The organism is Paenibacillus sp. E194 (genome assembly GCF_000935845.1).
GTDB lineage: Bacteria > Bacillota > Bacilli > Paenibacillales > Paenibacillaceae > Paenibacillus_B > Paenibacillus_B alvei_B.
Genome location: NZ_JMDX01000093.1, coordinates 1 through 21,459, shown reverse-complemented (window position 1 = coordinate 21,459; position 21,459 = coordinate 1). Strand labels below are relative to the sequence as shown.

Here is a 21,459-nt window from a genome sequence, read left to right as displayed (position 1 = left end):
AAAGTGATGACAGCAAATGTCACGATATATGAGCAAGGAGATTACATATATGACAACTTATAGAATTGATTGGAAATGGAAGTTAATTATTGTTTCTTTCATTATTGTTGTACTATATTTTTGTATCGATTTCGTGCTTATGAACAGTCCGCATGCAGCAGGTCAGGCCAGGAGCAATTACTATACAGCAGAAAAACGCCAAGCTGTTCAGGACAATGTGAAAATGTATAAATGGGCGCGGGATGAAAGGGATGCAAGCATAAGAAGGGCGCAAAAATATATAGATTTGAGCTACGAAGAGCTATGGTCGATGATTACCACGCAGGCCTTGCCGAGAAGCTATGATGTGAATGAAGAGTTGGGAAGTGTGATAGGTGGTCAGAAGGGCCCTCGTGATGACCGTCAAAGCTACGAAATTGATCCTGTGGCGCAGCCGTGGAAAGTAAAGGATAAATCGAATGGAATGATGTTCCCAACGAATGATTTTGCTTCATACTACCGGAGCGGATTAGATGATAAGGGAGGATTTGATCCGAAACGCGCTGACCGCAAATATTTAGTGAATAGGCTGTATCCGGACAAAGGCACGGCATTTGGCGTCGATGACGGCAGTGGGTATGTTGATGAAAAAGGCAACAAGTTTACGTTCATCGCGTTCTACAATCATTGGGTATGGAATCAGTGGTTAACTGATGCATTGCGTTCGCTGCGTGAAGCCTACTTATATACGGGAAGTGAGAAGTACGCTTATGGCGGCCTGATTCTATTAGATCGTGTAGCCGATGTGTATCCTGATATGGACGTCTCCGTATATCGGTGGGAGGATGGGTTCAAAAATGCGCACGGCGGGACGGGACAGGGAAAAGTATTGGGATCAATTGCTGAAGTTACACTGACGGAGCAGCTGCTCCTCAGTTACGATGCCTTTTTACCCGTACTCCAGAAGAAGACTGCTCCATACTTGTCCTTTTTGCAAAAGAAAGCCGCTCGTTACAGCCTTCCCTCATCGAAGGGAACAGCCGACAGTATAAAGCAAAACTTTGAGAATCGTATCATTCGTCAAATTGTGCCTGCTGTCAAGAAAGCGCAAATCTCAGGCAACTTCGGATCTCATCAGAATGTGATTGCACTAGCGGCTATTACCTTGGATCAGCTTCCTGAATCTGCGGAGTGGATTCAATTCGCACTGCAGTCAGGGCAGTTGGAGCGTGTAGCGGGCGGCGGATGGAGAATAAGTGGCGGGGGCGTCTATGACGTTCTGGCGAATCGTATTGATCGCGATGGCTATGGTGATGAAGCTTCACCTGAATACAATGTGACCTGGTTGGAACGAATGAACAGTTTGGCGGATATTTTGGACAGCTATGAGCGCGTCCCAAGCGCGGATTTATATAAGCATCCGAAGGTGAAGAAGATGTTCTATGCCTTTCTTGATCTTGTGATGCAAGGCAAGGACACACCCAATATCGGGGATTCCGGCTCGATAGGCAAAGATAATATTTGGGCGAAGCGGGACTTGGTATGGAGGGCATTTGTTAAATATCGCGATCCTTTATTTGCCCAGGCAGCATTTCTATTGAATGGAAACCGAACGGAAGGGATTACAAATGATTTGTTTCAACCGAAGATGGAAGCACTGCTTGCTCAGTTCCGGAAAGTCGTACAATCTCAGGGCAGCTATAAGTTCAAAAGTATCAATTTAACGGGATATGGATACACAGCTTTGAGGCATGGGGACATTGAGGCTTGGCTGTACTATGGGCGAAATGGTACATCCCACGCTCATCGGGATGCGCTGAATATCGGGTTATATGGGTTCGGTCTAGATATGGCCCCGGATCTAGGTTACGTGACCTTCGCTGACGATAACATTTTGCGCAGACGCTGGGAATCGAACACCATATCGCATAATACAGTTGTGTTCAATAAGGAAGGACAGCAGCCAAATTCATGGGTTGGCATTCCACGTCATTATGATGATGGCAAATACGCCAAATTAATCGATGTGGAGGCGCCCTATGCGTACGAGGGGGCTGACGTATATCGAAGGACGTTCGCTCTTATTCCCATTGATGATCGGCTTGCCTATGCCGTTGATTTCTTCCGCGTCAAGGGGGCGGGTGAACAAGTGTCAAGCTTTCACGGCATGGAAGGAACGGTCGAGACAGGTGGGCTGAAATTAGTGGAGCAGAAGTCAGGCACGTATGCTGGCGAACAGATTCCTCTTGCAGATCCCGCCTATTCGGAGCAGAGCAAGAGCGGATATAACTATTTGTACAATGTCCGTAAGGACAAGGATCCGATCGGCCAGTTTTATGCAGAGTGGAAGTCGGCGAAGTCTGTGTCATATAACCGCGCACAGGTGAAGCCGAATTTGCGGGTTACGATGCTTGGTTCGTATACAGATGCAGCAGTTGCCCAGGGAGATCCACCCCAGAATAAGCCGGGGAATCCTCGGCGACTCGATTATTTATTAACACGGCGTCCTGGCGGGGAGAGCTTGTTCACTTCGATTCTGGAGCCATTCGCGAAGGAACGAACGATCAAAACAATTCGAAGGCTTAGCGTAACCCATGAAGGCGCGGCTGTTCCTGAATGGGAAGCGATGGCCATTGAGGTTGCCCTCCAAAATGGTCGGAAAGATACGATTATTTGCAGTCTGGAATCGAATCGGGAATACCGATTGGAGAACGGACTGTCATTCAAGGGCTTTTTTGGACTGACAAGTATGTCGTCTAAGGGTGCGAAGGTTCAGTATGCACACGATGGAACGTGGCTGCAGAACGATGGCAGCAAGCAGGAGCTCAAATCGGAAGCAGAGCGCTTAGTAGGGAAAGTTGCTGGATTTACAACAGGGTGGAGCCTTGATAATCGTTTGGAACTCAAATTTGAAAATATGGCATCGTTCGATGTGAAGAAACTAGTTGGTGCTACGGTGTATGTTGACAATCATTCGGTGACTTCATCGAACTCTGCAGCTGTACGGAATGCGGCTTATACGATTAAGAGTGTAATCAAGCAGGAAGGCAGTCATGTGGTCGTCAGTCTTGGCAATACGACCTTTATTCAACAACAGATCGGCGATAGATTCATCTACGATATTCAGGCAGGACAGTCGTTTGTTATCCCTTTATCGCAAGTACGCCAATTTTAGCGGAATGACAAAGGAAGGTTACGAGAATGAATATTATCCATACTGCGATCAAGCGCTGGCGCGTGCTCACCGGCCAGGGATCCTTTGTTAAGAACGTTATTATTATGCTTAGCGGAACGGCTGCCGCCCAAGGAATAGGGATTATTCTATCCCCCCTCTTGGCACATTTGTATACACCTGAGCAATACGGTGAGCTGGCTGTTTATATGTCTATACTGGCGATTTCTGTTTTGTTCGGAAGCTTGGGGTTTGAACGAGCGATACCGATGGAGGAGGACGAAGAGCATATCCCCTATATCGTAACTTTTTGTTTTTTGCTTCTCGTTCTTCTCACCGGTGTGTTCTTGGCAGCGATTATTTTGTTTGCGCCGATGATAACTGATTCGTTCAGAATTGGAATGATCGTGTACCTGCTTCCTATATCCTTCTTCGGTTACGGCCTCTATAATACGTTAAATTATTGGGCGCTCCGAACGAGAAGCTATGGACCGCTAGCCAGAACGAAATGGGTGCAGGGGATGGGGGGAATCCTTATCCAGTTGGCTGCTCCGTTCGTCGGATTGGGCAGAGTCGGGCTCGTATTGGGCGAAGTATTTGGACGTGTAGCAGGAACGGGAACACTGTACACGTTATTTCATAAGCAATTCCGTCCAGGCCAATGGGCCCGTCAAGCGAATTGGAGCATTATGAAGAAGATGGCCAGCCGATATCGCAAAATTGCGCTGTATGTGACTGGATCAGGAGTATTCACCTCGATGACACTCCAAATGCTGCCGCTCTTCATGGCGGGGTATTACGGGTTGAAGGAAGCGGGCTCTATCGCTCTCGTTGATAAGGTGCTGGGAGGGCCGATACTGCTGCTGAGCATGTCTATCTCGCAAGTGTTCTACGCGGAATCGATGAAGCATGCACGCGAGAATCCGCAGATGCTCGAGCAACTATTCCGGGATACGTTTCGCAAGCTATGTCGAATTGGAGTAGTACCTATTCTTGTAATCGCGGTTGTTGGCCCTCCGTTATTTGTATGGCTGTTTGGTACTGCTTGGGAGCCTGCTGCCAAATATGTGCCGGTCTACGCGCTATTGTACGGTGTTAATATTTTGTTTTCTCCGGTATCCGTCATTTTAGAATCCCTTCGCCTGCAGCATTGGAATTTTTGGTGGACGGTTACTCGTTTTCTGTCATTGGCGCTAGGTTTGCTAATTGTCGTATGGCTGCAATTGTCCCCGCTGGCGGCTGCCATCTTGCAAGCCGTGATATTGGGCGTATTCTATTTGATTATTTATCGAATGAGCGCTATTGGCATAAGGAAGCGAAAGGAAGAGTGGATGAATTCCGCTGCAACAGGTGGAACCGATACGACAGTGAATGAACGAGGTGATAGGATTGAGGGATGACATGACAGTTGAGCAGCTTGAAAGAGAGTCCTTGACAGAAAAACGAACGGTTGATATTACGGACATCATGTTGCAATTAGGCATTATGCGTGCAAGGTGGGAATGTGCTGCGAGTCATTCTGTTGTTCAGATTGTACAAGAGGAATATCATGACGAATAATTGGTCTGCGTATCCGTCGCAACTATTCATTATCTTGCCCAAGCCGGTTCCAGTTCTGATGACAATAGATCGCGTGCATCAGGAGCCTGTTCATCACGCGCGAAGCTGTGAAGTTATGCTTGTCGGGCTTAGCCCGAACTGCTTAACGATGATTACTCATTTGAGCTTGCCAATATCGAACCATTATTCATTAGCATTTACATGTGATTTTGACAACGACCGTATGTCCATTCGCGGAAACGTTGTGTGCAAAGAACGGAAGCATGAACAAGAACATGTTGAATATCAATACACCGTCAAATTTATATTAACCCCTCAGCAGAAAGCAATGCTTACCTCACGACTAAACATTCAACTTACGAAGGCATGTCCGCATTATTCCAAAATGATGAATACGTATAATCAATGTTTTTTGTATAACCCCGATCCTGCTTTGGCGCAGGTCCAATGGTTCGGCTGACCGTAGAACTGGAATCATCCCGAATATGTGATTGATGGATATATGTTGCATTTTCCCCACATTGAATGTCAATAAGAGGGCGAACGGCATAGAATAGTAATGAGTGGGCGAAAAGCCTCTTCAATCAGTCACGAATTATCTCTCGAAAAGGGAGTTGTCAGGATGAAGGTCAGTCAGACAAGATTACCCGAAGTACTTCTTCTCGAGCCGACTGTGTTCGAGGATGAACGCGGATTTTTTATGGAGAGCTATCACGCACATAAGTGGGAAGAGCTTGGTTTAGATTATCCGTTCATGCAGGATAACCATTCCTTATCCGTGTGTGCTGGCACACTGCGAGGTCTTCATTATCAGTTGGATCCTTATGCGCAGACGAAGCTGGTACGGGTTGCATGCGGGGCCGTCTATGATGTTGCGGTCGATATTCGCAAAGGCTCTTCGACGTTTGGACAATGGGTTGGTGCTATCTTAAGCGCATCAAATCATCGGCAGCTTCTCGTCCCGAAAGGCTTTGCACATGGATTCTGCACGCTCGTTCCGAATACAGAGGTTCTATATAAGGTGGATGCTCCCTATCATGCGGCATCCGACCGAGGGATTGCATGGAACGATCCAGCGCTTCATATTGACTGGCCTGTAAGCAAGCCCATCTTGTCCGAGAAGGATGCCAAGCATCCGATGTTAGAAGATGCCGAGCTTCCTACTTGGAAGGCAGCCCCCAATTTTTGCAATAAGGATGGTGCTGCCGAGTGAACAAGGAAGAGATGAAGGTGCTGGTTACAGGAGCAGGTGGACAACTTGGAATGGAGATGCTGATTGTGCTGCATCGCCATGGCATATCGGCAGTTGGCTACGGACATCAAGATATGGATGTGGCGGATGCGGAGCGAGTGCGGACGGTGATGGAGAAGGAGCGCCCTACACATGTTATCCACGCTGGGGCGTATACGAAGGTAGACTTGGCTGAGTCGGATTCTGACACAGCGTATCGAATTAACAGCTTCGGGACGCGCAACGTGGCCGAAGCGGCTAACCGTATTGGTGCAGCACTTGTATATATCAGCACGGATTATGTATTTGATGGAAAGAGTGACTGCCCATACAATGAGTTCCATTCTGTTCGTCCCATCAATATCTATGGGCGTTCGAAGTGGGAAGGCGAGAGATTTGTACGAAATCATCATCCTGCTGCATTTATTGTACGCACCTCTTGGGTTTTCGGCTTGTATGGGGACAACTTCGTCAAAGCGATTCTAAGGAAGGCACAGACGGAACAAGTGCTGCAAGTCGTTAATGACCAAGTTGGGTCGCCTACGTATACGCTTGATTTGGCGGAGAAGATAGTCGAATTGCTCTACACTAGCAAATATGGAACCTATCATATTACGAACAGCGGAAGCTGCTCGTGGCATGAATTCGCTACAGCAATTATCAAGGAGGCAGGCTTGTCTACGATCGTACGCGCGGTGCCCACCTCTCATTTTCCAAGGCCTGCTCGCAGACCAGAATATTCAGTGTTGGAGCCACTAGCGTTGAGGCTTAATGACTTCCCGCTGCTTCGACATTGGAATGAGGCAATACGGCATTTCTTGCAGAAGGATGCTCCTCCCGAGAAATAGAGTGGTAATAGGGTGAAAGGGTAGATCGCCCAAGTGTAAGATGGATCTCGTTATTCGTTGTTTGCTTGCGCGATCTGGCCGTCCGGTTCAAATTTGCACGAACGATCAAGGTGAATAGGAGGGGAGCAAGGGGAGGGGAGATTGTTTGATAGTACGAAGGAACTCATTGCGAAGATGGCACAAGGTCGTTCTTATCTTACTGGGAGCTATGATATTAATTGTATCTACCGTTCTTCTTATCGTATGGAATACGTTGAAGGGAACGGCTGATGCGATGTATGAACCGCTCCCGGAAGGAACGAGAGGGCAATTACTGGAGCAGCCGACATCTGATTCGACGAAGCATGCTTTGCGAGATAGGAACGAGACAGTGCCAGCATCGACACAGGCAGCTATGGGTCTGCCGAATTTATCCGAGCAGAGCCCCTTCACGCTGCTCCTGATCGGAACGGATGAGCGGCCTGGCGATAAGGGGAGATCTGATTCGCTAGCCCTGGTTCTGGTTCACCCGCAGAGTAGTACCTTGTCCTTGCTCAGCATTCCTCGTGATACGAGGACGTCAATCGTAGGCCACCATACGGTTGATAAAATCAATCATGCCTATGCATTTGGCGGTGTTCCAATGACAGTTGCCACGGTGGAGCAGCTCTTTAAGGTGCCTGTTCACTATTATGTAAAGACGAATATGAATGGGTTTGTATCGATGATAGACGCACTGAACGGCATAGAAGTAGAGAATCGCTTAGCGTTCTTGGACGACGGTATATCTTTCCCGAAGGGCAAGGTGGCATTGCAAGGGAGAGAAGCTCTCGTATATGTTCGGATGCGCAAGCAGGATCCAGATGGCGACTTTGGCCGCATGCAGCGACAGCGCCAAGTGCTGCAGGCGATACTGAACAAGTCAGCCCAACTTGACTCTGCAGGACATTGGATGGATTTACTCGCACAGGTAAAGGAGAATATCCGTACAAACCTGCAATTTGACGATTGGAAGCAGCTGATGCTTCATTATCGGCCACAATTGACGAAAGTGGAGCAGCAGGTGCTGCAGGGGAAGGGGAAGATGATCAATGGGATCTACTACTTCCTCCCTGATGAAGAACAATTGCAGAAAATAACTGAGTCGATACGCAACCAATTGAAGGGGTAAGCATAAGAATACATAATAGAAAGAGAAGCAAGCGGTTATCCCGCTTGCTTCTCGCTTTCTTTATGACTAGATGCATTGCCTGCCTCTTGTCGGTTCCCCTTGCCGCCTTTCTTGGATGAGCTAGCTTCGGATGAACGTTCCATGAGGCTTGTTCCATTCAACAATCCGCCTTCCTGGATTAACAGCACTTCCGATAGACAATTGCCGCAGACTTGCCCCGTTGAGGAAATTACTAATTTACCGCTTGCGTGAATATCGCCAACTACGCTGCCTGCTACAATAATATGATTGGCGGTAAGGGTAGAGTGTGCTTCTCCATGTTCCCCAATTGTAATCGTGCCACTGCAAGTCACTTCTCCTGTGAACTTGCCGTCAATGCGGATGTTTGCCTCGCAGCGGATAACGCCTTCTAATTGAGTCCCAGGTGCGATATACGTGTCACTGTGCTTCGGTTGTTGTGATGAGCGACGGAGCATGCTCGCATAACCTCCTTGAAATGGATCGGGATGACGAAGCTAGGATTGATAAATCGGATACGAGTCGGCACGAGTGCTGAGAGACGTCAATGGTTCGCTTGAACGTCTGGTGCGAATAAGAGGAGTGGGAATAGATTTCTTGGAACTTGTAGTCTCATACAGAGCGTTGCGTACATAAGGAAACGGATCGATCGGTTCGCCGCGCTGTACAATTTGAAAATGAAGATGCGGTCCTGTACTTCGTCCCGTATTCCCAAGCTTGGCAATACGGTCGCCTTTCGCCACTGTGTCATTTACGTCGATGAGGATCGACTGTAGATGCATATACCAGGTGTCCAGTTGATTGACATGGCGGATGACGATATAGTTGCCGCGAGCTGGCTGAAATCCGGCCTCAATGACCTTGCCGTCAGCTGCGGCATAGACGGGGTCGCCCAGCTCGCCGCCGATGTCGAGTCCCGCATGGAAGGCGGCTCGGCCATGCATTGGATCTTGGCGATAGCCGAAGCTGGATGTGATGCGGCGTGACTTCGTCGGCCAGATGGACGGCGTTCCTGCGATCGTCGATTGTCTGTTCTGTGCTTGCTTCAAGGTAGTCGGAACAGAACGCTGCATCGTATTCAACATGTCACTTACTTGCTTGAGATCGATGCGAGAGCGGTTTGCCAAATTCAGAATTTGATCCGTGCTTGCCTCGATGTCTTCGCCGCCAACCTGAATGCGTTCATTCCAACCAGAGGATTGTGAGGGGGCGGATAGCATAGCTGAATGTTTGGATGCATCCGAAGGAGCGATGTATCCTTCGACGAACTGCTGAAGCTGCTTCTCCAGGGAACTCATCTGCTCCAATTGATCTTTGACGGATTCTGCTTGGGAAGACAAGCGAATGACTTCATTTTTCAGAAGGCGAATGGCCTCGTCTTTGTCCTTAACGGTGACGTCCAAGGCCATAGTCTGGGAAGTCACTTGTCCCTGAAGCTCTTGAATATGTGCGGTAGATTTCCACTGCATAGCCAGGAAAAGTCCGGATATCGATATGACTGCCGCAATCGGGACGGAGACAACTAGCATTTTCGATACACTGACCTGCTTCACTGCTTGATCTGCATCACGAATGACAAGCAGTGTCATCGATCCATTCCACCAATGCCGTTTCATCCTATCACCTCAACTTTAGACGCGTCATCAAGCATTCTCCCTTCCCGGGTTAGCTTGCTGCTCGCGCACGATTCGTATGCTCGTAAGAAAGTTGTCTATTGATCTCTATTCAACGATTCCTCAAAACATACCTTTTTTCGTGGACGCGTCACTTGTTCTCTGTCTTGGTTGGCGCCAAAGTTTCAGAAGAAGTAGAGCCTTGTTGTGGATTTCGATAGCTTCCGGCTTGCAAATAGAGTGTTACAGATCGTTGTTCTCCGGTCGTACTTTCTTCTTGCTTGACGACATACCCTTCCCCGATGATGGTGGCTTTGCGATCAAGCAACTGACAGATGGTAAGTGCATCTCGCAGCGACAATCCGGCAAGCGAAGGGAGGGGAATGTCCTTCTCCTTGCTTGTTAGTAAATAGACTGGCTGCTGTTCATACAGCTCTTCACCCTGCTGCGGATATTGTTCAAGCACTTGCGTACCTTTTCCAAGCACAACGGCGTGCATGCGTCTATCTTTGATAGCCTGCACGGATTCCTTTACCGGTTTTGATTTATAATTTCCTACGACGGCTGTATTCTTCGCTTCCACTGTGCTGTTGTACTTTACCGGTGGTTCAGAACCTTCATCGTTAGTAGGGAGTAGACTTGGATCGGGCTTAATCCCCATATATTGAAGCGTACTGAGCATGATCGAGCGGAAGGCGGGCATAGCGACCTGACCACCCAGGGTGAAGTCACCCCCAAGATCGGGCTCATCCACTACAATCGCGACGACAGCCTTCGGGTTATCGGCAGGTGCGTAGCCAACAAATGAAATAAGCCAATTTCCTTTTTATAGCCTCGTTTGGCTGGTTTCTGTGCAGTTCCGGTCTTGCCGGCCACCCGATAGCCATCAATGATAGCGGGTTTGCCTGTACCTTTTAGGATAACTTGCTCTAAGCGCTCCGTGACCTCTTTGGCAGTGGCAGGGGAGACGACCTGACGTTCAGTCTGAGCGTTGGGAGTGGAGTCATCCTTCAGGATGCTCGTCTGCATCCATCTCCCACCGTTCGCGATGCTGGCATAAGCGGCAGCAAGCTGGAGTGTATTTACGCGTACACTACCTTGCCCGAATGTCGCGGTTGCAATCTCGGAAGGACGCTCAAATCGAATAAGAGGCTCTGCCTCTCCACTTAGTTCGATGCCTGTTGGATATGTAAATCCGAAGCGGTCAATATAGTTGTACAGCTTCTCCTTACCAAGCTTCTCCAAGCCTAGTTTGACGAAGGCGACATTACTTGACTTCTCCAATCCCTGCTGATAGCTGATCGTTCCCCAGCCATCTTTCTTCACATCGTGAATAATGTTGCCGGGAACCTTGATCGAGCCAGAGACAAATGTATCGTCCGGTCGGAATACGTTCTCCTCAATTGCAGCTGCAAGCGTAACGATCTTGAACGTTGATCCAGGCTCGTATCCGAAATGTAAGGTATCGTTCGTCAAAGCGCCAATATTCGATATATCCCAGTATCGGTTCGGGTTGAAATCCGGTTTCGAGGACATAGCTAGCACTTCCATCGAATGCGGATCCATAACAACGGCCATGGCTCTGGCAGGCTGCCATTGCTTCATGACACGAGTCATGGCCTCGTCTACGAACCGCTGAACTTCGATATCAATCGTAAGCGATACGGACTTGCCGTCAATTGGCGGTGTTGTCGAACGGCTTGCCAGTGCAATGGGGTTGCCGCGATTATCCCTCAGAAATGCTGCCCTGCCATTAACGCCTTGCAGCTGTTCATTGAATTTGCCTTCAATGCCGGATACAGCTTGTCCTTCTTTATTGATATATCCGAGTACGTGAGCGGCTAATTGATTATAGGGGTAATAACGCTTGGAGGACTTCATTAATCCAACCCCATAATCAGGGAAGTACAGCCACTCTCCGTAATCCAATTCTTTGCCGAAGAGGGTGCGGAATTCATCGAGCTTCGAATAGTCCATGAGCCAGCCTTCTGTGCGCACTTCGACTTGGCGCTGCTTCGTTCGGCTAATGAGATCATTGAGCTCGGGAAGAGGTTTGCCCGTTATTTGATGAAGCCCCTCGGCAACTCGACTTTGCTGCTTCAGTTGCTCGATCTCCTGCGGGAAAACCACCAGATTATATGCTGAGGCTTCGAGAGCAAGCGGCTTCTGGTTTCGATCATATATCGTGCCTCTTTTGGCCAGAAGAACCTCGCTGCGCGCCCAGGTCTTTATATTGTGTTCCATGTAGAAATCATAACTGATGACTTGAATCCAGAACGTGCGTATGATTAAGACGAGAAAAACAAATACCATGATCATACCTAGTGCAAATACGCGCAATCGAATTCTGCGGTTCATGATCGAATGATCCTCCATGGGAAGTGTTGGGGTGGTAATATTTACTGTACATGGAGTGTGGTTATTGTACAAGAGGATACAATGGAAAAAACGAAGGACTGTTCGTGTGACCATCAAATGATCTGGAATGGTTAGGGATATGGTATAAATAGAAGACGTCACATTACGGAGGTTGCACGAATTCATGATATGGGTCATCGTAATATTGCTTGTGTACTTCTTCCAAATCGTGACGATTGTGCTCTCAGAATACAAGCATCCGTCTAAAGCAGTTGCCTGGTTATTGATTCTGTTCTGCTTTCCTCTCATTGGCTTTGTTATGTATTACTTTCTGGCTCAGGAATATACGGCTCGTAGACGCGTGCGCAAGCATGAATTGTGGGGAGAATACGTTAATAAAAGCGAGCTGTCCAAGTTGAGTATTATTGATCAAGTTGAGGAATTGAACAACAGCGATATGCTTAAGCATGAACGTTTGTTTTCTTTAATTTCTACTTTGTCACCCAGCCCGATAACAAGCTGCAATTCGACTGAGGTATTAACGAATGGACAGGCTGCGTTTGAATCGATGCTGGATGCTATCCGCGGGGCGAAGCGTCATATACATATGGAATTTTATATTATTCGAGATGATGGTATTGGAACGATGTTTCAAGAAGCACTGATTGCGAAGGCGAAGGAAGGCGTCAAGGTGCGCATCATTGCGGATGGGGTAGGAAGCATCGAGCTGCGGCGCAAATATGTGCGCAAGCTCCAGCAGGCAGGCGTGGAATTCCATTGGTTCCTTCCTGTGTGGGTATCTTTCTTTCGACGCAGGCTCAACTACCGGAACCATCGCAAGATTGTCGTGATTGACGGGACGATTGGATTTGTTGGCGGTATTAATATCGGCGACGATTATTTAGGGTTGAACCACAAGCTGGGGTTTTTGGAGAGATACACATTTGCGGGTAGAAGGGGATGGTGTATACGCACTTCAGGCCGTCTTTCTGCACGACTGGTCCTTTGTGAAGGAGCCGCCGAATGATCGGCAGGATCTATTTCCTGAGCATGCCTGTCAAGGATGCGAGCAGGTGAAGATGATTTCAAGCGGTCCAGACGCAAGCTGGGATGCCATTCAAGAGCTGTTCTTCGGAGCATTAAGCTCGGCGCAGGAACGAATGTGGATAATAACGCCTTATTTCATCCCTGATTTAAGCATTCGGCTTGCATTGAAGACGGCAGCGGTAAGTGGAATTGATGTGCGGGTTATTATTCCGGGCAAGTCGGATTCACGCATCGTAGATTGGGGCTCTTTATCCTATGTGGAGGAACTCATGCAGTCCGGGGTTCGCTTCTACCAATATCAGAAAGGCTTCGCCCATGCAAAAGCGTTCATTATGGATAACGCGCTGGGTTCAGTCGGAACTGCGAATTTGGATATGCGCAGTTTTTTTAGTAATTTTGAGATCAATGCGGTGTTGTTCGACAAGCAGGCGATTGAACGATTGGAGCAGGATTTCTATAAGGATTTTGATGACAGTGTTGAAATTGATTATGCGAAATTTGTTCATCGCTCCCGCGGGCAACGGGCAGCCGAGGCGTTGGCTCGGCTGCTATCGCCGCTTCTGTAACGCAGCAATGTGGCTCGATAGTGCTTCCAATACCGGCTCAATGTGCTGCTTTGGCTCAAGTTGAATGAGATCGCCTGTCAGCTGCAGGCGGTCAGCGGCATTAAGCAGATGGAAATCCCGAGGCATCGGATTCCGTCTGACTTCATCCCAAGTAAGCGGCATGGATACGGATGCATATCGCGTTGCTCGCGGAGTATAGGGAGCTGCGATGGTACGTCCTTTGTCATGCTGCATGTAATCGATATAAATCTTAGTGCCGCGATTTTTTTTGAATCGCTCAATCGTGAACAGCTTCGGGTGACGTTCGCATAAGTAAGCCGCAACCACATGTCCCAGTTCTTTTAACTGAGTGAAGGAAGGACCTTGCTCGATGGGGATTACAATCTGTACGCCAGTTGCACCGGAGGTCTTCGGCACGGAGCGAAGCCCCAACTGCTTAAGCATATCGCCCACGAGCGCAGCTGCCTCCATGATCCGAGGCTCCTCCTCGACAGACGGATCAAGGTCAATAATCCACTCCGTCGGAAGCGGGTCATGAACCTTATGCAGGGAGGGGTGGTATTCGATGCATGCCAGATTTCCAAGCCAGAGCAGTGTCGTAATGTCATTGAGCACCACATAAGAAATGCCCTCCGATACAGCCGTTTGAACATAAGGCGGAGTGGGCTCAGGGGCATTTTTCTGATAGAAGAATTTCCCGCTCACGCCATCTGGATAACGTATTGTCGTTAAGTATCTTCCTTCACATGCAGGCAGCAGATAAGGACTAAGCCGTACAAGCTCCTGCATGAACCGTCCTTTTGTAATCCCCATTTCAGGGAACAGCATCTTGTCAGGATTGGTAATCTGCACATGATTCCCGCCGATGTTCAATGTCGCGGAAGAAGTCTGTGCCTGGCTGCTAGTCCCCTTCGAAGTTCCCAATATATGAAACCTCCTTCACGCACATTGATGATGTCCGCTCTATGGCCACTCTTCAATGCGCTATAGTCGAATTTATCAGGTACCGTGTTTGAAAATGTTTTGGAATTTCAGGTATTAAGTAATGGCAGCGTTAAGATGCGCGGATGGCGAAGCAAGCCAGCGTCTGTGTATTCTAGAGCACCGATGAGACAAGGGATAGGATGTCGATACCAGATAATCTGCTCCTTCGATAAGGAAGCGGGCAGCCCGTGTGTTGTTGGACGGTCAGCCGGATGCTTGATTGCCCATGCCGTAAGCAGTTGTCTGCGGAGCTCGTCCAATCCGATAGAGGCCTTGCCCATATATTGCCCTGTAGAATCCGCCAAGACAATGCTTGAAGGACGATTGTCCTTACGCACATAGCCAATTGCGAAAGATTCAAGCTGCATATCCTTCTTCTTCTTTATCCAATCTCGATGCTGTTTCCCTTCTACATAGGGCGAATCCAATCGCTTACTGACGATTCCTTCCCACCCACGCTCGTCGACCCACTGCCATAAGGCGTCGCCATCATCGAAGCAATCCGTTACGAAGCAACGTTCTGTTGATGGTATTGGCAGGCTAATAAGGCGTTCATATCGCTCAGAGTAGGGACATGCTCGGATATCCTTCCCATTGCATGCGAGCAGGTCGAAGAGTACGTAGATGGCTTGTAACGCTTCACCTGCTCCTTGCGATCTTGTTCGCTCCCGCTGAAGTACAAGCGGGAATGACGGGCGCAGCGTCTTAGGATCCATTACAACAACTTCTCCATCCAAGAGCACAGGGTGCTGAAGCGTTCTCGCCCATTGATTGAGCATCCTGGTAACTTCTGAATAGATGCTGGTCTTGTTAAGCAATTTCTTCGAGTACAGCTGTACGCCCCCAGGAGAGCATAAAGCTAATATGCGTACCCCATCCCACTTCAGTTGATGCGTCCAGCCTGCTCCTGTCGGGATATGGGAAGACAGCAGCGGGGACATGGGAGGCACAGGCAATTGATACGCATCAGAAAGAGATTCCTTCGTCTGAGTTATACCTTGATTAGAACGTATAGAAAGTAAGCCTGATTGTGAGGGAACGTTAGAATTGGCAATCGACGTTGCAGTCAGATCACGCGGCCCATTCTCTCTCATTATGAGCTCAAGCCTTCCTTCGATTTCTTAGTACTTTTGCGTCGACGTGCAGGAGTGGCTGGTTCTGCAGCTTCTCCGCTAGCTGCTTGCTTAGCCGGAACACGTGTGGAAGTGCTGCGAGCCTTGCGCCTGCTTCGAGGAGCTTCATCGGACAAAGTTGAATCGTTCACAGCTGCATTTGCATCGGTCTGCACGGTACTTGTTTCCTGTGCTACCGTTTCTGATTTTCGTTTTGTTGTTCTTCGTTTCCGGGTCGATGCACCTTCTGTAGCTGTTGCATTGCTTGCTGTTACCGACTGGCTTACGCCTGTATCCGTGCTAATCGGTGCAGGTGATTTCATTGCCTCAATGCTGGCCTGCAATGCAGCCATCAAATCAACGACATTAGCGGTAGGCTGAGCAGCTGGAGCGGTACGAATCTCTTGTCCTGCAATTTTTTGTTCGATACGTTCCAACAAGCGTGCTCGGTACTCGTCCGTATATTTTTCAGGTTCGAAGGAGGTTGATAATTGGCTAATAAGCAGCTTGGCCATCTCGAGTTCTTTGGGGTTCACCTGTACCTGTTCCGGAACATTCGGAACTTGAGTCGAAGCCCGGATCTCGTCGGGGTAGTGCATCGTCTCCATTACAAGGCAATTGTTCAACACACGTATTGCAGCAAGACTGCTCTTAGCACGAAGGGTAACCTTAGCAATTCCAATTTTGCCAGTCTCATTGAGGGCTTCCCTCAGAAGTTGGTACGCATTCGCCCCAGCTTGGTCTGGGGAGAGGTAATACGTTTTCTGGTAATAAATTGGATCGATTTCCTGCAAGTCGACAAAATCAATGATGGAGATAGCACGGTTGGCCTCTTCTTGCAGCTGCTCCAATTCCTCTTTGTCGAATAAGACGAAACGCCCTTTCTCATACTCATATCCCTTGATGATCTCGTCCCAGGCTAACTCTTTGTCGCATACCGGACAGGATCGAACGTAGGATAACGGGCTTCCGCACTCTTTATGAATCATACGCATGGATATATCCTTATCCTCGGTTGCGGTATGCATTTTGACAGGGACGTGTACAAGGCCGAAGCTTATGGCGCCTTTCCAAACCGTATGCATGCTGTGCCTCCTTTGCTTATCGATACTTGATGATCACATTAGTAAGCATGACAAATGCAAAATGATTGCCTGATCTCAGTATGTGACAGATGCACAGGGGTTACCCATTCTGAAGCATGCATGAAATAGGAAGCGCTGAGCCATCTTAACAGAAGGTGGCTGCAGGCAGGATGTGCCGCATGCGGCGTGGAAAATGAAGGAGGATGGGACAAGATGATGGATGCCAACCGTGCGAAGCAAATATTGGAGATGAAGGATACGGTGCCCGTTCGCTTGGATGGGGAACAGTCCGTGTGGATTGAAAGCGTGGATGTAGCGAATAGTATGGCGACCGTTCAAGTGGGTACGAGCCCATTGAACACGCAGACGGTAGCGGTAGACCGCCTCGTTGAGGAGAAGAAGCATTAATTCCTCTTATAAGGAATGATGGTATCAAGAGATGGGAGAAGGCGCCTGCGGCATGCAGGTGTCTTTTTGTATATTGGACATTTGATGTTAAGCCTTTCTTTTTGTCAGGTGAAGATGTTTTTGGATGGTGATGGGAGTGTGTCATGGATTGAATGTAGAGTCTTAGCAATCAATTTCCTAATGGTACATTTGTACGATGACTTCGCATGTTTCTAGGGCAGATCTCGGTTTGGAGATGTAGAATTTATGCTATAATGATAACTTAGTTACTATACGTATCGTGATGGAGGACAAATATGAATCAAATTGCGGAATTTGCCTTCCGCTCAAGCAGCGAAGCGGATACGGAACGACTGGCTTCCCGGCTAGCTGAACGGTTCCATGCGGGAACTGTAATCGCGCTTGATGGGGACTTAGGCGCAGGCAAGACGAGGTTCTCACAGGCTGTAGCGAAGGCACTGGGCATTACGGGTGTCGTGAACAGCCCAACCTTTACGATTATTAAGGAATACGAAGGCGATACATTGCCTTTATATCATATGGACGTATATCGGATATCGATGGCGGAAGCGGACGAGCTGGGGCTGGACGAGTACTTCTATGGAGAAGGCGTGTCCTTGGTGGAATGGTCCAGCATTATTACCCCGATCTTGCCTCCGCAGCATTTGCACTTGTTCATTCAGAATGAGGGAGAGACAGAACGCATCATTCGATTGACTGGATACGGGGAGCCGTACGTGTCATGGGTGAATGAATTGAAACGGATGGGAGTATGAATCATGGCAGTACAACATGAGCAAGTCAAGGTGTTAGCGTTAGATACCTCTACTTCTACTATGGCTCTAGCGCTTCTTCAAGATAGGAGAACAGCAGCTCAGCTTGAATCGCAGGCAGAACGCAATCACTCCTTGAAGCTGGTCCCAGCGATGCAATCCATGCTGAAGGGTCTGGATTGGGAGGGGAGCGATCTTTCTCTCCTTGCAGTGGGGATTGGACCAGGCTCTTATACAGGAGTACGAATTTCCGTTACAGCTGCGAAGACCATGGCCTGGGCATGGGGTAAGCCGGTTGTAGGCGTGTCAAGCTTGCATGCATTAGCGCTAAGCGGACTAGAAGCTGTTCACGAGGGAAAAGTCCTAGATGAGGCCCTAAAGATAGGCAGAGACTGGGTTTATCCGTTAGTGGACGCTCGGAGAGGCCAAGTATATACGGCTCGGTTCCGCACAGGAACAGATACAGGCGCTGTCGAAGTAGAAGATAAGACTTCTAGACAAGAACCGGAATGGAATGCACAACTCGGATATCGCGTGCAAGAGGATGGAATTCGATTGTTCAGTCAGGTGGCTGAAGAGGTGGCTCACGTATTGCGATCCACTGATATAGTGCCGGCTGATATGCCCGAACGTGTATGGTTCGTCGGAGAGACTGAGCCGCATGTGGAACGAATTGCAGCACTTCAAGAACAATTCGGAGATCGGATACATGCGGTTCCTTGTATGATGAAGGCCCATTGGATCGGCCGAATTGGAAGCAAGGCCTTCCATCAAGGTGAGATTGGTGACACACACCGACTGGAGCCGAATTACACACAATTGACGGAAGCGGAATCGAAGCTGCTTGCGAAGGAGCAGGCGGCAGCCAAGGCTGTACAACAATCGTAAAGGAGCGTACTTCGAATGGGACAAGCTGAAGAACAGAAGGCTGGAATTGTGTCACAGCCGCGACATGCTGGTCAGGACGAGGCGAATGTTAACCACTCTTCTCAGCTCAAACAAGCTCAACATGTTCAATTTCGCCGTATGACGATTGATGATATCTCGGGTGTGCTCGCGGTTGAGCATGCTTCATTTACGTTGCCATGGACACAAGATGCTTTCCGTAATGAGATGACGAACAATTTATTTGCGAAATATATCGTGATGACAGCGGGTGAGCGTATTATCGGTTATGCAGGAATGTGGACTGTCCTGGATGAGGCGCATATTACGAATATTGCTGTACATCCAGATTATCGAGGACAGCGGCTCGGCGAAATGCTGTTGCAAGAGCTAGTTCAGCTGGCGCACTCACTTGAAATGCTGCGAATGACACTTGAGGTGCGTGTTTCGAATCATGTCGCACAGCGATTGTATGCCAAGTTCGGCTTCACTTCGCAAGGCGTGCGCAAAGGCTATTACTCTGATAACCAAGAAGATGCGCTTATTATGTGGTCAGACTTGGATCCTACGGCTCCCTATGCAAGACCCTAAGGGGCTAACTGATTAAAGCAGGTGAAATCATTGACGAACCAATCTATTAAAGATAATTCTTGCCTCATTATGTCTATTGAAACGAGCTGCGATGAGACCTCCGTAGCTATCGTTCGTAATGGACGAGAGGTGCTGTCCAATATGGTGTCCAGTCAAATCGACGTTCATCGCCGCTTCGGCGGAGTTGTTCCGGAGATTGCCTCTCGCAAGCATGTCGAGACGATTACGGTGATGCTGGAGCAGGCGCTTCAGGAAGCAGACGTTACGATGGCAGATGTAGATGCAATTGCGGTAACACAAGGACCGGGTCTAGTCGGATCGCTGCTTGTTGGCGTTGTCGCAGCCAAATCACTGTCTATGGCACTTGATATTCCGCTCATTGGAACTCATCATATTGCTGGTCATATTTATGCGAATCGACTAGTGGAAGAGATTGAGTACCCATGCATGGCACTCGTAGTGTCTGGTGGTCATACAGAACTTGTGCTCTTGGAGGAAGAAGGAAAATTCCAGGTAATCGGGCGTACAAGAGACGACGCAGTAGGCGAGGCTTATGACAAGGTAGCACGGGCAGTCGGCTTCCCATATCCGGGAGGTCCGCATATCGACCGGCTGGCAGTTGAATCAACCGAGGAGGTCGAGATGCCCCGAGCTTGGCTTGATCCTGAATCGTACGACTTCAGCTTCAGTGGATTGAAATCTGCCGTGCTGAATGCGGTCAACCAGGCGAAGATGAAGGGGGACGAGCCGAATTACGCAGGAATTGCCCGTGGATTCCAGCTCTCTGTCATCGACGTGCTGATTGGCAAAGCGATGCGGGCTGTTCAACAATACGGTGCGAAGCAGCTTCTGCTGTGCGGAGGGGTTGCCGCCAACCGGGGCCTGCGGGCCGCATTGGCAGAACGCTGTGCTGCTGGGGGGATTCCGCTGCTCATCCCGCCATTCGAATATTGTACGGACAATGCGGCAATGATCGGAGCAGCTGCTTATTTGAAGTGGCAGCATGGTCAGTCTACGCCGCTTGACTTCAAGGCAGAGCCATCGTTCTCCTTAGAGCGTGGTCCGTGTAATCCGTGCAGAATGCAGCTTCTTTCAAGCATCGATAATTAGGTATTGACGATTTCAGATGAGGGCAATATAATAATCATCAAACCTAAATCCTTCCATGGAATGGGAAATACGGTATAACGCTAAGATCAGGAGTAGTAGGGAAATTGCTGTTCAAATGAAGAGAGCTGCGGGATGGTGCAACGCAGTGGCAGCAAGCCTGAACTCGCCTGTGAGCGGATCGGCGGAATGAAGTACGCAGATACGGAAGCCCCCGTCATCGGGCGTACATGACGATATATTTCTAGGCTGTGGCCTGTGTGTATCGACATGTGCATGAAGCGGATGAGGCTTCATCTATCGCGAAGATGGAGTTCATCAACTAGAGTGGTACCACGGCAGATCACCTGTCGTCTCTAACGAGGCGACAGGTTTTTTATTGTCTCCCAACTTAATCGAACGACACGACAATAACATAGTATTCATACACAACGAACAGGAGTAGTAAGAGTTGAACTGTCTCACAGCAAGCTGCGGGGTGATGCGACGCAGTGACAGTAAAGTCTGAACTCGCCTGGGAGTGGAACAGCTGAACGAGCATGATTGGATATGACGATATTCCGATTATATTCGATAAGCGGTTACGGTACCTGCCGTTATCAGGCATGAGAGGAAGGTCTCGAATAGGAGCTGGCTGCTGCCTGCATCTTATATGGCCTTCAATCGGAGTGGTACCGCGGCATACAACCTGTCGTCTCCTGATACGTGGAGACGACAGGTTTTTTTTGTATTCATTTCCCCTTTTGTAATATGTCTCTGGACGACAGAACAATAATTTCTGTTTGAAGATGAATAACGAGTTTCTATGCTGATTACCTATAGCTTTCCATATGAAGGAGGACTTTCTATGTCAACGAACAATAGCAATATCATTCGAATTTTCGATACTACGCTGCGGGATGGAGAGCAAGCACCAGGTGCAGCTCTCACGTTAGATCAGAAGCTGGAGCTGGCGGGAAGACTCGCTGCATT

20 protein-coding genes, 1 pseudogene and 2 other annotated features are annotated in these 21,459 nt (G+C 48.7%); of the genes and pseudogenes, 14 read left to right on the top strand and 7 right to left on the bottom strand.

Annotated elements, in window-relative coordinates; all coding sequences use genetic code 11:
- Nucleotides 1-49: 49 nt before the first annotated feature.
- The 7 genes from AZ66_RS14590 to AZ66_RS14565 all read left to right on the top strand — a co-directional run bounded on the left by AZ66_RS14590 (nt 50) and on the right by AZ66_RS14565 (nt 7,940).
- A complete protein-coding gene (locus tag AZ66_RS14590) occupies nt 50-3,154 on the top strand; it encodes a heparinase II/III domain-containing protein (RefSeq protein WP_044355508.1) in 3,105 nt (1,034 codons plus the stop codon).
- Nucleotides 3,155-3,180: 26 nt separating this feature from the next.
- Nucleotides 3,181-4,551: a lipopolysaccharide biosynthesis protein gene (locus tag AZ66_RS14585; protein ID WP_044355507.1), complete on the top strand. Its 1,371-nt coding sequence runs from the start codon at nt 3,181-3,183 to the stop codon at nt 4,549-4,551.
- A gap of 1 nt (nt 4,552) precedes the next feature.
- The gene (locus AZ66_RS31420) at nt 4,553-4,711 is read left to right on the top strand and encodes a hypothetical protein (protein WP_156159972.1); all 159 of its coding nucleotides are present in this window, start codon (nt 4,553-4,555) and stop codon (nt 4,709-4,711) included.
- The gene (locus AZ66_RS14580) at nt 4,701-5,171 is read left to right on the top strand and encodes a hypothetical protein (RefSeq protein ID WP_044355506.1); all 471 of its coding nucleotides are present in this window, start codon (nt 4,701-4,703) and stop codon (nt 5,169-5,171) included. The genes AZ66_RS31420 and AZ66_RS14580 overlap by 11 nt, the downstream gene beginning before the upstream one ends.
- A 162-nt stretch (nt 5,172-5,333) precedes the next feature.
- Nucleotides 5,334-5,924, top strand: a complete 591-nt coding sequence (gene rfbC / locus AZ66_RS14575; RefSeq protein ID WP_044355505.1) for a dTDP-4-dehydrorhamnose 3,5-epimerase — start codon at nt 5,334-5,336, stop codon at nt 5,922-5,924.
- The gene (rfbD, locus tag AZ66_RS14570; RefSeq protein ID WP_021259464.1) at nt 5,921-6,790 is read left to right on the top strand and encodes a dTDP-4-dehydrorhamnose reductase; all 870 of its coding nucleotides are present in this window, start codon (nt 5,921-5,923) and stop codon (nt 6,788-6,790) included. Before rfbC ends, rfbD begins: the two co-directional genes overlap by 4 nt.
- 145 nt (nt 6,791-6,935) lie before the next feature.
- Nucleotides 6,936-7,940: an LCP family glycopolymer transferase gene (locus AZ66_RS14565; RefSeq protein WP_044355504.1), complete on the top strand. Its 1,005-nt coding sequence runs from the start codon at nt 6,936-6,938 to the stop codon at nt 7,938-7,940.
- Nucleotides 7,941-7,975: 35 nt separating this feature from the next.
- Here AZ66_RS14565 and AZ66_RS14560 read toward each other — a convergent pair whose 3' ends face one another.
- The 4 genes from AZ66_RS14560 to AZ66_RS14550 form a co-directional block, all read right to left on the bottom strand.
- A complete protein-coding gene (locus AZ66_RS14560; RefSeq protein ID WP_044355502.1) occupies nt 7,976-8,416 on the bottom strand; it encodes a bactofilin family protein in 441 nt (146 codons plus the stop codon).
- A 39-nt stretch (nt 8,417-8,455) separates the two neighbouring features.
- The gene (locus AZ66_RS14555; RefSeq protein ID WP_044355501.1) at nt 8,456-9,574 is read right to left on the bottom strand and encodes a M23 family metallopeptidase; all 1,119 of its coding nucleotides are present in this window, start codon (nt 9,572-9,574) and stop codon (nt 8,456-8,458) included.
- A gap of 148 nt (nt 9,575-9,722) precedes the next feature.
- Complete coding sequence (locus tag AZ66_RS33340) at nt 9,723-10,331, bottom strand: PASTA domain-containing protein (RefSeq protein WP_331436906.1); 609 nt, start codon at nt 10,329-10,331, stop codon at nt 9,723-9,725.
- The gene (locus AZ66_RS14550; protein WP_052648524.1) at nt 10,325-11,929 is read right to left on the bottom strand and encodes a peptidoglycan D,D-transpeptidase FtsI family protein; all 1,605 of its coding nucleotides are present in this window, start codon (nt 11,927-11,929) and stop codon (nt 10,325-10,327) included. Before AZ66_RS14550 ends, AZ66_RS33340 begins: the two co-directional genes overlap by 7 nt.
- A gap of 184 nt (nt 11,930-12,113) precedes the next feature.
- Between AZ66_RS14550 and cls the strand changes: the two are divergent.
- Nucleotides 12,114-13,542 (top strand): annotated as a pseudogene (gene cls, locus AZ66_RS14545) (cardiolipin synthase).
- Here cls and ligD read toward each other — a convergent pair.
- The 3 genes from ligD to ku all read right to left on the bottom strand — a co-directional run bounded on the left by ligD (nt 13,525) and on the right by ku (nt 16,723).
- A complete protein-coding gene (ligD, locus tag AZ66_RS14540) occupies nt 13,525-14,469 on the bottom strand; it encodes a non-homologous end-joining DNA ligase (RefSeq protein ID WP_425311542.1) in 945 nt (314 codons plus the stop codon). The pseudogene cls and the gene ligD overlap by 18 nt on opposite strands.
- A gap of 104 nt (nt 14,470-14,573) precedes the next feature.
- A complete protein-coding gene (locus AZ66_RS14535; RefSeq protein ID WP_082061590.1) occupies nt 14,574-15,620 on the bottom strand; it encodes an ATP-dependent DNA ligase in 1,047 nt (348 codons plus the stop codon).
- The gene (gene ku, locus AZ66_RS14530) at nt 15,620-16,723 is read right to left on the bottom strand and encodes a non-homologous end joining protein Ku (protein ID WP_044355500.1); all 1,104 of its coding nucleotides are present in this window, start codon (nt 16,721-16,723) and stop codon (nt 15,620-15,622) included. The genes AZ66_RS14535 and ku overlap by 1 nt, the downstream gene beginning before the upstream one ends.
- A 216-nt stretch (nt 16,724-16,939) precedes the next feature.
- Between ku and AZ66_RS14525 the strand changes: the two genes are divergently transcribed.
- The 6 genes from AZ66_RS14525 to AZ66_RS30625 all read left to right on the top strand — a co-directional run.
- On the top strand, nt 16,940-17,131 hold the full coding sequence (locus tag AZ66_RS14525; RefSeq protein ID WP_028531648.1) for an H-type small acid-soluble spore protein: 192 nt from the start codon (nt 16,940-16,942) through the stop codon (nt 17,129-17,131).
- 296 nt (nt 17,132-17,427) lie between these two features.
- Nucleotides 17,428-17,907: a tRNA (adenosine(37)-N6)-threonylcarbamoyltransferase complex ATPase subunit type 1 TsaE gene (gene tsaE / locus AZ66_RS14520; protein ID WP_044355499.1), complete on the top strand. Its 480-nt coding sequence runs from the start codon at nt 17,428-17,430 to the stop codon at nt 17,905-17,907.
- 3 nt (nt 17,908-17,910) lie between these two features.
- Complete coding sequence (tsaB, locus tag AZ66_RS14515; protein WP_044355497.1) at nt 17,911-18,792, top strand: tRNA (adenosine(37)-N6)-threonylcarbamoyltransferase complex dimerization subunit type 1 TsaB; 882 nt, start codon at nt 17,911-17,913, stop codon at nt 18,790-18,792.
- 138 nt (nt 18,793-18,930) lie between these two features.
- Entirely contained in the window at nt 18,931-19,380 is a 450-nt protein-coding gene (rimI, locus tag AZ66_RS14510; RefSeq protein WP_044355510.1) for a ribosomal protein S18-alanine N-acetyltransferase, read from the top strand.
- Between the two features lie 69 nt (nt 19,381-19,449).
- A complete protein-coding gene (gene tsaD / locus AZ66_RS14505; protein WP_044355509.1) occupies nt 19,450-20,490 on the top strand; it encodes a tRNA (adenosine(37)-N6)-threonylcarbamoyltransferase complex transferase subunit TsaD in 1,041 nt (346 codons plus the stop codon).
- A 73-nt stretch (nt 20,491-20,563) separates the two neighbouring features.
- Nucleotides 20,564-20,848 (top strand) — a binding site (T-box leader).
- Nucleotides 20,849-20,909: 61 nt separating this feature from the next.
- Nucleotides 20,910-21,189, top strand: a binding site (T-box leader).
- Nucleotides 21,190-21,334: 145 nt separating this feature from the next.
- Nucleotides 21,335-21,459 (top strand): HMGL-like domain protein (locus AZ66_RS30625; protein ID WP_044355496.1); only part of this gene is annotated, 125 nt, incomplete at its 3' end.